The organism is Mucilaginibacter calamicampi (assembly GCF_042676765.1).
GTDB classification, from domain to species: Bacteria; Bacteroidota; Bacteroidia; order Sphingobacteriales; family Sphingobacteriaceae; genus Mucilaginibacter; species Mucilaginibacter calamicampi.
The window spans coordinates 686049-697754 of the sequence record NZ_JBHTHU010000001.1 but is presented as its reverse complement, the minus strand read 5'-3'; the positions used below and the strand labels follow the sequence as shown (position 1 = coordinate 697754).

At 41.9% G+C, this 11706-nt stretch carries 13 protein-coding genes; 12 read left to right on the top strand and 1 reads right to left on the bottom strand.

The window, feature by feature from the left end; translation table 11 throughout:
• Positions 1-57: 57 nt before the first annotated feature.
• From ACFQZS_RS03100 to ACFQZS_RS03050, 11 genes are all read left to right on the top strand, one after another.
• Entirely contained in the window at positions 58-915 is an 858-nt protein-coding gene (locus ACFQZS_RS03100; RefSeq protein ID WP_377097194.1) for an SPFH domain-containing protein, read from the top strand.
• A 1-nt stretch (position 916) separates the two neighbouring features.
• A complete protein-coding gene (locus tag ACFQZS_RS03095) occupies positions 917-1441 on the top strand; it encodes a hypothetical protein (protein ID WP_377097192.1) in 525 nt (174 codons plus the stop codon).
• A 10-nt stretch (positions 1442-1451) separates the two neighbouring features.
• Positions 1452-1958, top strand: coding sequence for a hypothetical protein (locus ACFQZS_RS03090; protein WP_377097190.1), 507 nt, complete (start codon positions 1452-1454; stop codon positions 1956-1958).
• Positions 1951-2124, top strand: coding sequence for an Arc family DNA binding domain-containing protein (locus tag ACFQZS_RS03085; protein ID WP_377097189.1), 174 nt, complete (start codon positions 1951-1953; stop codon positions 2122-2124). The genes ACFQZS_RS03090 and ACFQZS_RS03085 overlap by 8 nt, the downstream gene beginning before the upstream one ends.
• Positions 2125-2419: 295 nt before the next feature.
• Positions 2420-3607, top strand: a complete 1188-nt coding sequence (locus ACFQZS_RS03080) for an acetyl-CoA C-acyltransferase (RefSeq protein ID WP_377097187.1) — start codon at positions 2420-2422, stop codon at positions 3605-3607.
• A gap of 26 nt (positions 3608-3633) precedes the next feature.
• Positions 3634-4554: a hypothetical protein gene (locus tag ACFQZS_RS03075; RefSeq protein WP_377097185.1), complete on the top strand. Its 921-nt coding sequence runs from the start codon at positions 3634-3636 to the stop codon at positions 4552-4554.
• A gap of 84 nt (positions 4555-4638) precedes the next feature.
• Positions 4639-6348 carry a peptide MFS transporter gene (locus ACFQZS_RS03070; RefSeq protein ID WP_377097183.1) on the top strand — a complete coding sequence of 570 codons (1710 nt, stop codon included), beginning with the start codon at positions 4639-4641 and terminating at the stop codon, positions 6346-6348.
• 113 nt (positions 6349-6461) lie between these two features.
• Positions 6462-7193 (top strand): polyprenol monophosphomannose synthase, encoded by a 732-nt coding sequence (locus ACFQZS_RS03065; RefSeq protein WP_377097181.1) that lies wholly within the window; start codon positions 6462-6464, stop codon positions 7191-7193.
• Between the two features lie 224 nt (positions 7194-7417).
• Positions 7418-8440: a Holliday junction branch migration DNA helicase RuvB gene (gene ruvB / locus ACFQZS_RS03060; protein ID WP_377097179.1), complete on the top strand. Its 1023-nt coding sequence runs from the start codon at positions 7418-7420 to the stop codon at positions 8438-8440.
• A 90-nt stretch (positions 8441-8530) separates the two neighbouring features.
• Entirely contained in the window at positions 8531-9454 is a 924-nt protein-coding gene (locus ACFQZS_RS03055) for a polysaccharide deacetylase family protein (RefSeq protein WP_377097178.1), read from the top strand.
• 255 nt (positions 9455-9709) lie between these two features.
• A complete protein-coding gene (locus tag ACFQZS_RS03050; RefSeq protein WP_377097176.1) occupies positions 9710-10327 on the top strand; it encodes a GIN domain-containing protein in 618 nt (205 codons plus the stop codon).
• Between the two features lie 72 nt (positions 10328-10399).
• Here ACFQZS_RS03050 and ACFQZS_RS03045 read toward each other — a convergent pair whose 3' ends face one another.
• On the bottom strand, positions 10400-10666 hold the full coding sequence (locus ACFQZS_RS03045) for a hypothetical protein (protein WP_377097174.1): 267 nt from the start codon (positions 10664-10666) through the stop codon (positions 10400-10402).
• A gap of 68 nt (positions 10667-10734) precedes the next feature.
• On the opposite strand from ACFQZS_RS03045, the gene queG reads away from it, so the two are divergent.
• Complete coding sequence (gene queG / locus ACFQZS_RS03040) at positions 10735-11673, top strand: tRNA epoxyqueuosine(34) reductase QueG (protein WP_377097172.1); 939 nt, start codon at positions 10735-10737, stop codon at positions 11671-11673.
• Positions 11674-11706: the final 33 nt, after the last annotated feature.

The following is an 11706-nucleotide window of genomic DNA, read 5'->3' as shown; positions in this document are numbered from 1 at the left end:
TGTATATGTAATCTAATTTTTGATATCTTTATGATATCAATTTAAATCGTAAAAATCATGAATACTGAAAAAATTCTAAATCCCCCCTCAGGCTATTTAACCCTGATAGTGTTTCTGTTATTACTGGGTGTTACCGGTTATTGCATAGTTAATCAAAACTTTATAACAGCTGTTGTTGTAGGTTTTATTAATTTTTTACTTGTACTGCCGGGTTTGATAATAGTTAACCCAAACGAATCAAAAGTTTTAGTTCTGTTTGGCAAGTATGTAGGCACTGTAAAGCAAGACGGCTTTTTTTGGGTTAACCCTTTTACAACTAAAAAAAAGGTATCCTTAAAAGCATTTAACCTTAATGGCCAACAGCTTAAAGTAAACGACAAGCATGGTAATCCTATAGAAATTGCCGCGGTTATTGTTTGGCGCATAAAGGATACTGCAAAAGCCCTGTTTGCAGTTGAAAACTATCTGCAATATGTAAATATCCAAAGCGAGGCAGCTGTAAGGCACCTGGCCAACTCTTTTGCTTACGATAATATGGACGATGAGCATGAGCAAATTACGCTAAGCAATGGTGCAGAGCAGGTAAGCTTATTGTTAGAAAAGGAATTGAATGAACGCCTTGAGCCGGCCGGTATTGAGGTTTTAGAAGCCCGGATATCGCACCTGGCCTATGCGCCCGAAATTGCCCATACTATGCTGCAAAGGCAGCAGGCTTCGGCAATCATATCTGCACGCAGGCTGATAGTTGAAGGCGCGGTTGGCATGGTTGAAATGGCATTGCAAAAATTATCAGACAAGAACATTGTTGAGCTGGACGAAGAACGCAAAGCAGCTATGGTAAGCAACCTGCTGGTAGTACTTTGCGGCGACAAAGCGGTGAACCCAATTGTAAATACAGGCACTTTATATCATTAATATGAGTGATTATAGAAATATAAACCAGTTACGTACCGCGGAACTTACCGTAATACGTAGTGGTTTTTGGCAACCTGATCATATATTAACAGACGGACAATTTGAGTACGGCAAGTTAAGCCGCCCCAGCTTTGGATATAAAGAAGGCGGTATAGAAACAGCTACAGGTGTATATACTTTAAAAAAAGTCACCTTTTTTGGCTTTAACCTGCAACTGCTGCTTAACGGCGAAGTTATAGGGAAGCTAAAAAGGAATATCTGGGATAACAGAACCGAACTTGAATTGAATAGCGGCCTATCAGCGTGGTTTGTACGCACACCCGGCGCGGGCATTTTTACAAGAAAGACGAGTTGGATGAGTGCAGAAGGCGAACTAATGACAATAACCAGCAGGTTTGAATATTCAAAACCTTTTGCGGTAACTATGATCAATCCTGATAAAGAAAAAGAGAACTTGTTGTTATTGGCGCTTATCGGCATACATTTAAGATTGATGAAAAATGCCCGCGCGGCAGCTACACAATAAATTAGAGGTTATGGATTATTATGCTTTAGCACCGGTAAGCAGGCTTAAAACCAATGAGCTTTGGATAATACAACCAAAATGGTACAAGGCTAACTATGAACTTACCGACAACGTATTTGTTTATGCAAAAATTTACACCAAAGGTTTTTGGCAGGGCACCACTGTTTTTGAAACCACTGATGAGGCGCTAAGCATAAAAAATCTATGGAACGGCGGCCTTGAAATTACAAGATCTGATGGAAGTATTGTGGGGACGATTGAGAGGAAATTGCTTAGTGGGCATACAAAGTTAATTTTGAGTGATGGTAGCGCCTTTACATACAGCGCCCCATCTGTTTGGAAGGGCGAGTATGTTTGGAAAGATAAGTTTGACAATGAATTGATACGGCTAATGTTTGGATCATTATCAGGCAAGGTTCCGGTAACCTTCAACAAAAGAGCAGTTGGGATACCCTATTTTTCTGCCCTTGTATTTATAGCATTTAAGTTAAACTTAGACAATTCTGAAGGTGGCTGAAAAAAAGGCATTTGTATTACGTGTAAACCCTGATATGCTGAAAGAGATTGAAGCATGGGCCGAGTGCGAATTTAGAAGCACCAACGGGCAGATAGAATACCTGCTGCAGCAGGCTTTGCTTGCGCGTAAAAAAACGGCGAAGGTGAAAAAACCACCTTCAACCTAAAAATTTGGTGTGTAAAACGCCTGAAAAAGTGTTGCAAAAAAAATCAATTTTTACCTCATTTCAATTATCTGATATTTAATGAGTTAGATTAAATTTACAGCTAATCGTGCAGACGAATACGTCTGTTGCAAAGTGTTGCATGTTTAAACATCAAATACTCGTAAAAGTTTAATTATTAGATACTTGCTAAAAATACTGTTGCAGGGTGTTGCAAAGTGTTGCACTTATTCTTGCAACAGCGCCGTTTTTGGTGTAAGCGCTTTTTTTAAAATATTTGCTTTAGTTTTACATAGATATGTCGCACCAAAAGCAAGTTGTAATAGTGGCCGCTACCCGCACACCTATAGGGAGTTTCGGGGGCACACTGGCATCATTCAGCGCTACACAACTGGGTGGCCTGGCCATAGCGTCGGCTATTGAAAAGGCGGGTATATCTGCGGCGCAGGTACAGGAGGTGTTTATGGGGAATGTGCTATCGGCCAATTTGGGCCAGGCACCGGCAACTCAGGCAGCTATGTACGCGGGTCTGCCCTATTTGCCGGCTACCACGGTAAATAAAGTTTGCGCATCTGGCATGAAAGCGGTAATGCTGGCCGCGCAAAGCATCGCCCTTGGGCAAAATGATATTATAGTAGCCGGCGGCATGGAGAGTATGAGCAATGTGCCGTACTATCTGGATAAGGCCCGCACGGGTTACCGCCTGGGCAACGGGCAGCTTACTGATGGGTTGCTTAAAGACGGTTTATGGGATGTGTACAATGATTACCACATGGCCTCAGCCGCCGAACTTTGCGCAACCGAATGCAATATAAGTCGCGAAGAGCAGGATGCTTACGCGGTTCTATCCTACCAACGCGCATTAAAAGCACAGGCAGAGGGGAAATTCAGCGATGAGATCACTGCTGTTGAGTTAAAAGATAAAACGGGCAGCAGCACCTTCCTATCCACAGACGAAGAACCACAAAAGGTAAAGTTTGAAAAGATAGCGTCATTAAAACCCACATTTAAAAAAGACGGTACCATTACAGCTGCCAATGCATCTACATTAAATGACGGAGCCGCGGCACTGGTTTTAATGAGTGAAGAGAAAGCCACAGCATTGGGTTTGAAACCCCTTGCCCGCATTTTATCCTACGCAGATGCCCAGCAGGCACCCGAATGGTTTACCACTGCCCCATCCAAAGCGCTACCACTGGCCCTGCACCGGGCAGGCTTAAACATAACTGACATTGATTTTTTTGAAATAAACGAAGCTTTCGCTGTAGTAGCCATTGCCAACAACCAGCAAATGGCATTAGATGCTTCAAAAGTAAACGTTAACGGTGGCGCGGTATCGCTGGGGCACCCGCTGGGGGCTTCGGGAGCGCGGATCATGGTTACTTTACTCCATGTGCTGCAGCAAAATAACGGAAGATACGGTGCCGCGGGCATTTGTAACGGCGGTGGCGGGGCCAGTGCAATTGTTATTGAAAATTTACGTTAAAACACCATACATAACCGGCATAGATAGTGATCAAACAGTTCTGCATTACGCTGTTAGCGATATTTACCTTTTACAGCGCCTTTGCGCAGTTTCAGCAAAAGGACCTGGCAACATTAAACATGTACCGGGATAGCCTGAAAAGTTTAGGTAATACGTTTATTAATAATCCCGACGAATTGGCGCGTAAAAATGCCAATTACACTTTTATAAAAACGCTGGTAAGTGCGCTCAGAACGCCAAACTCTTTTTTATACAAGTTCGATTCACTACAATCCGTCAGCATACTTAACTCGCCTGATAGCCGCTTCCGCATTTTTAGCTGGCATATTGCTAACGATGATGGCAGCTACCGCTTTTACGGCGCTATACAAATGAACACCGGCGGCGCGTTAAAATTATATCCTTTAGAAGATTATTCCCCGCTTATCGCACATCCTGAAGATACCGTTACCGATAATTCAAAGTGGTACGGCGCGCAATACTATACCATAATACCTGTGCAGGGAGCCAATCCGCATTACGTATTGTTAGGGTGGAAAGGTTATACAGACAGATCAACCAAAAAGGTGATAGACGTACTTTCTTTTAAAAATGATAAACCGGTGTTAGGCATGCCGGTTTTTAATGGTAAGGACAAAAAGCGCAGTCGTTTGGTTTTTCAATACACCCGCCAGGCATCTATGCTGCTCAGGTATGTTCCGGGTGAGAACCTGATTGTTTTTGACAATTTAGTTCCTCCTGATAAAAAAATGAAGGATCAGCCGGATACCTACGGTCCCGACCTATCCTACAATGGTTACCGCCTTAAAAACGGCCGATGGGAACTTACCGAAAACCTGGATATGCGCAATGTGCCTAACGAGAGTGATGCCGCTTTTATAGACCCTGGTCAGCTGCCACCGCCAAAGCTTGAAGTTAAGCCCATCACAAAAAAACCTGTACAGTAGTTATATACGCCAACAATTTGTTAAATTGAGAGGAAATTTTTTTTCACGATATAAATAGTAATTTCGTCCCATTAAACTGATCTTATGAGCACTGAACCGGAAATAGCGGGCATTGAGGCGCTACCTCAAAAAGGACATCCCAAGGGATTATATGTATTATTTTCTACCGAAATGTGGGAACGCTTCAACTTTTATGGGATGCGTGCCCTGCTTTCATTGTTCCTTGTTAACGCACTTGCTTTTTCTGACAAAGATGCTGCTATAATATACGGCGGCTTTCTTGGATTGTGCTACTTAACTCCCATGCTAGGTGGATATATTTCCGATCGATATTTAGGAAACCGCAATTGCATCATTTTGGGAGGCACAGTGATGGGAATAGGGCAATTGCTTTTATTTGTCAGCGGCTATACTTATGCTTCGGATATTGATCTATCTAAAGTTGTAATGTGGACAGCATTAGGAGTAATCATTTTTGGCAACGGATTTTTTAAGCCCAACATCTCTTCAATGGTGGGTCAACTTTACGCAAAAGGTGATACACGACTCGACTCCGCATTCACCATTTTTTATATGGGCATAAATGTAGGTGCACTATTAGGAATGTCAATATGCCCCTTACTTGGCGATATTAAACACGGCGAGGTTCGGATAGTGGAAGCTTTTAAATGGGGTTTTCTTGCCGCTGGCCTGGCAATGTTTGTAGGCACGCTGATGTTTTTTATTTTAAAAAACAAGTTTGTTAAAGGTCCAACCGGCAACCCCGTCGGTATCAAACCTAAACATGATGGCTCTGTTCTCAGCCCTACCGGCGAGGCTGAGAAAGCTAAATTCTCTAAAACATCGATTCTTTCCGTAGCGATATTAGCTATATTTCTATTTTTCGGTATACATTTTCTTTCGTTAGATGACAATCCGATAAAAAGTTGGATATATCCCTTCATTTATGCGTCAGGGATTAGCTTGGCGGTTTTAATACTTACAGATAAATCTATTACAAAAATAGAGCGCGACCGTATTTTGGTTTTATACGTTGTTGCTTTTTTCGTAATATTTTTTTGGTCTGCATTTGAACAGGCTGGTTCGTCGTTAACATTTGTTGCAGATAAACAAACTGATACTACTGTATTTGGATGGCAAATGCCGCCGAGTTTGGTTCAAAACGCAAATTCGTTTTTTATAATTGTTTTTGCATTTCCATTTAGTTGGTTATGGATAAAACTGCAGAAACGCAAACTTGAGCCAATTTCGCCTGTTAAGCAAGCAATAGGCTTATTATTATTAGCTATTGGGTACTATATTATTGCCGTACAGGTTAAAGATTTGGGCACTACAGGTAAGTTGGCGGTTGTATGGCTGGTTGTAATGTACTTATTTCATACTCTAGGAGAACTTTGTTTATCGCCAATAGGCTTATCTCTGGTAGCAAAACTGGCCCCAAAAAGATTCTCCTCTTTGTTAATGGGCGTATGGTTTTTAGGTAACGCTGCTGGTTATGCATTGGCAGGCACATTAGGATCTATTATGCCTCCTACAGGCGACAAATACGCAATTGCGGCGTCTAAAGGAATTGATCTTCAATTAGTCCTCGAGAAGAAAATTATTCCAACCGTTCAACAAATCGCGGAATTAACAAAAAGCAATATTGATATCAATTATCCAACTTTTGCTGGTTTTACAATTCATAATCTTTATGAATTCTTCATGGTATTCGTCACTCTTGCCGGAATAGCATCAATTGTTCTATTTATAATATCGGGGATTTTAAAGAAAATGATGCACGGGGTAAGATAATTGGCAAATTAGCGTTAATTATATAGGAGTTAACCTCCTGCTTTTTTATTTTTTATAGCCGCTATTTCTGTTATTTTAGCCGAAGTTTAACGCAGCATTATCTAAATTAATAAGTGCCTGATAGCTTAGTTATTATCCCTACCTATAATGAGCGCGAAAACATCGAAAAGATGATTCGTAAGATATTTTCGTTGCCTCATGATTTCCATATCCTTATAGTGGACGATGGTTCGCCGGATGGCACCAACGTAATTGTAAAATCCATAAGAAACACCTACCCCGACTCCCTGTTTATAGAGGAACGTGCGGGAAAACAAGGTCTTGGTACTGCTTACATCCATGGTTTTAAGTGGGCCATTGAGCATAAATATGATTATATATTTGAGATGGATGCCGACTTCTCTCATAATCCGGAAGACCTGCTACGGTTACGGCGAGCTTGTGTAGATGGGGCCGATGTTGTTGTGGGCTCGCGGTACATCAAGGGCGTAAACGTAGTGAACTGGCCCATGGCGCGTGTATTAATGAGCTACTTTGCATCTGTGTATGTACGCTTTATTACCGGAGTTAAAATACAGGATTTTACTGCCGGTTTTATGTGTTACAAGCGTAATGTTTTAGAAACCATAGAGCTGAATAAGATAAAGTTCGTAGGTTATGCTTTTCAGATAGAAATGAAATATACCGCTGTAAGGCATGGCTTTAGCCTTAAGGAAGTCGCTATCATCTTCACCGACCGTACTGCCGGGACATCTAAAATGTCAAAAGGCATATTTAAAGAGGCTTTTCTTGGTGTGATACAGATGCGTATCAATGCTATTTTCAGGAAATATCCGGAAGGGTAACTGATGTCGAATTTCGGATGTTCGATTTCGGATTTGTTTTTTCAACCCTATTTTTCATCTTACATCCCCTTTAGCTTCTAATTTGCGGTATTTTACGGTCTCAACATTAGATGTCAGGTTTTTGAAAGGAAAATTCTACATTACAAACGCTATATATAAATCCGAAATCGAACATCCGAAATCCGAAATAAAAATAAAAATAAAAAATACTAATTTCGTTGGCAATGAATGAAAATTTAGACCCTAACCTGGAGCACCTCACTCCTGCCGAACGCGATATTGAAAAGGTATTACGGCCGCAGGTTTTTGAGGATTTTACCGGTCAGCATAAAATTTTAGCCAATCTGAGGGTATTTGTACAAGCGGCGCGCCAACGCGGCGAAGCGCTGGATCATGTTTTACTGCATGGGCCGCCAGGCTTGGGAAAAACTACACTTTCGCATATTATTGCTAACGAAATGGGTGTGGGTATAAAAATAACATCCGGCCCGGTATTAGATAAACCCGGCGATTTGGCCGGTTTGTTAACCAACCTGGAAAGCGGCGACATTTTGTTTATTGACGAGATACACCGTTTAAGCCCTTTAGTCGAAGAGTATCTCTACTCGGCGATGGAGGATTTTAAAATAGATATTATGCTGGAGAGCGGCCCTAACGCCCGCTCTGTACAATTATCGTTGAACCCATTTACCTTGGTGGGAGCCACTACCCGGTCGGGCTTGCTTACAGCACCTTTGAGGGCGCGCTTTGGTATTAATTCGCGCTTAGAGTATTACGATGCCAAGCTGCTTACTACTATCATTCTTCGCTCTGCATCCATATTAAAAACACCAATAAGCGATGAGGGATCTTATGAGATTGCCCGCCGCAGCCGCGGTACCCCCCGTATAGCCAATGCATTGCTGCGACGCACACGCGACTTTGCGCAGATAAAAGGTAACGGAAATATTGACACCGCTATAGCGCAATACGCGCTTAATGCTTTAAATGTTGATGAGCACGGGTTGGACGAAATGGATAACAAGATATTGACCACCATTATTGATAAGTTTAAAGGCGGCCCGGTAGGCCTTAAAACTATTGCTACAGCTGTTGGCGAAGATGAAGGTACTATTGAGGAAGTATATGAACCATTTTTAATACAGGAGGGCTTTTTAATGCGTACAGCCCGCGGTCGCGAAGCTACTGAAAGTGCTTACAGGCATTTGGGCAGAATAAAACCCGGTGGTACACCCTCTTTGTTTTAAACTTTTCATCAATTGCGTACCAACAAAATAAATTAAAAATATATTTGTGGCCCGCCAAAACTTTAACTGGCCTTTTGCATTATAACTACTATGTTAAAATCTTACCACCTATTGCTAACTGCAACCTTGTTGATTGCAGCTTCATGCCAATCAAAATCAGAGAAAACCGCTTCGTTGGGTGATTCTAATGCTACGCCCCAAGCTAATACCGAAGTTGCTAAGGAGCCAGAGCCAGCTGCACCATCAGGCCCTGTAAAAATTGACAAAGAGGCTATTATGGCGCGTAAACAGGTGCCTATACTTTGCTACCACCAAATACGCGACTGGCGGCCGAAAGATTCAAAAGGTGCTAAGGATTATATTGTGCCGGTTGCAGCTTTTAAAGCAAAAATAAAAAGCCTTGCAGACAGCGGTTACCATACCATATTGCCTGATCAGTTGTATGCTTACTTAACTACAGGCGCAGCGCTGCCAAGCAAGCCCATTATGTTAACTTTTGATGATACCGATCTGGATCAGTTTACCATTGCCGCGCCGGAATTGAAAAAATACGGCTTTAAGGCTGTATATTTTATCATGACCGTATCAATAGGACGACCAAATTATATGACCAAGGAACAGATAAAAGAACTGTCTGATGCCGGTAATGTAATTGGTAGCCACACGTGGGATCATCATCGTTTTGACCGCTTGTCGCATACCTCATCACTTAAAATTTTAGGGAAAAATGGCAAGATCACGCTTAAACCAACCGATGATTGGGTTACCCAATTAGACAAGCCTACTGCCAAGCTGGAAGAAATAACCGGTAAAAAGATAACTTATTTTGCATACCCTTTCGGTATTTGGAATTCAGCTAATTTACCTGAGCTGCACAAACGCGGTTTCAAAATGGCTTTCCAGTTAGCAGAAAAACGTGACCCGAATGATCCGCTAATGACTGTCCGTCGTATTTTGGATAGCGGATATTGGAGTACCAAGACATTACATAACGCTATTAAGAATAGTTATTAACCCCCTATTCCCCTCCACAGGAGTCCTTTGGACTGAATGGGAACAAAATATTAAAGCTGCCTTTACGGGCAGCTTTTTTTTTGATCCCGTTTCTTATAAAGATTTATTGACGACACAATCGTGGTGTTTGCCTACACAACAACCCTTGTTGTCTATTATACACCAACCGCAACTTAACTTTTTGTTTTTCAGTTAGTCATAGAGGTGTATTTAAAATAACAATAAAAAAATTCACTCATTAAAAATAGAAAGACAATGAAAACCAAATTCTCAACCATTATCGCAGCTATCGTATTATTAATAAGCTCAACCACCTATGCATTTGCTAGCACTAAAGCCGACGGCGGTGCAGTTACTTTAACAGAAGTTGGCAGCATCAGCAAAATTGAAGCCAGCGGAAACGTAGAGGTTTATATTACCAATGGTAAACAAGACGGCGTAAAAGTTTATAATGATTATTATGGCGATAACGCTCTTGTTCAAAACGAAGATGGCGTATTACGCATAGCATCTTACAAAACCGACGCACTTATTGTAATAGTTACCGTAACCGATTTACGTGCTATTACCGCAAATGATAACGCTATAATTAAATCATACAATAACAAACTTTCTGCCCTGTCACTTAATATTAAGTTAAATGACAACGCTATCGCCTCTTTAGATGTTGATGCTGTTGCAGCTAACATTGCAGTGAACGACCAGGCTCAAGCTACTTTATCAGGAATGATTGAAAATTACCATTTAGATTACAGCTCAACTGCCGCTGTTAACAAGGATGAGTTGGAGGCTTACACCAGCACCGAAAGAGAAATTAAAGCATCCAAATTTACAATTATAGAAAAAGGCGCTGTAGTAACCGCGAGTTTATAATATACCTACCTCAAGCAAAAGCCCCTCCGTGAGATACACTAAGGGGCTTTTTAATTTAATGCCTTGCAAAAATTAAAGATTTTCACCTTTAGGGCCGCTGTGCGTGTTTGATGGATCGTCGTCTTTATTATCTTCCGCGCTAACCTCTTCATCACTTGCTGTTTCGTTACTCGCTACGCTTGCTCCGGGTGTTACCGTCGGCACTCTTACGTCGTCCGGTTTATTCTGTACGTTTGCGCCTTCCTCCTGCTCAAGCATATTGTCGCCATCTTTGTTGGTCACAGCATTATCGTTGTTGGTGATCTGCTCATCTATTGGGCCGTTATTTAAGTTTTCCATGGTTTAATGTTTTGAGTTTAACAATGTTGCAAATAGTCTGTTTTTAAATTGTGCTATCTTTGCTCCAAATGCAGCAAAACCGGTCGGCATATAGCAAACTAATCAAAGATGAAGCCAAAAAGCTGGGCTTTATGTTTTGCGGCATAGCCCAAGCTGAATTTTTAGAGGAAGAGGCACCGCGCCTGGAGGCCTGGCTTAATGCCGGCATGCATGGCAAGATGCAATACATGGAAAATCACTTTGATAAGCGCCTTGACCCGCGCTTGCTGGTTGATGGTGCCAGATCTGTTATTTCGCTTGCGCTTAATTATTATACAGACGTTGCACAGTCAGATCCGCTTGCACCCAAGATATCCAAATATGCATATGGGCAAGATTATCACACAGTTATAAAAGACAAGCTAAAGCAACTGTTAGCTACAATTAATGAACGGATAGGCGAAGTAGGCGGCCGTGCTTTTGTTGATTCTGCGCCGGTGTTAGACAAGGCCTGGGCCAAAAAGGCGGGTATTGGCTGGGTGGGTAAAAACAGTAATCTGTTAAACAAGAATTCTGGCTCTTTCTTTTTTTTAGCAGAGTTGATTGTGGATATTGAGCTGGAGTACGACGTTGAACCTACCGCCGACCATTGCGGCACCTGCACCCGCTGTATTGATGCCTGCCCTACCGACGCTATTGTTGGCCCCTATGTGGTTGACGGCAGCCGCTGTATCTCTTACCTTACTATTGAACTAAAAGACGAACTCCCCACCGAGTTTAAAGGCAAAATGGATAACTGGATGTTTGGCTGCGATATTTGCCAGGACGTATGCCCATGGAACAGATTTTCAGTAATTCATACCGAGCCGGCTTTTGACCCCCATCCCGATCTGCTAGGTTTAAAACGGGAAGATCTAACCGAAATTACTGAGGACGTTTTTCAAAAGGTATTTCAAAAATCGGCAGTTAAGCGCACCAAGTTTTCGGGGCTTAAAAGAAATATTGAGTTTTTGAAGGCTAATCTCTAACCCCTGGTTAAGCACTAATCGCAGGTGAGTACA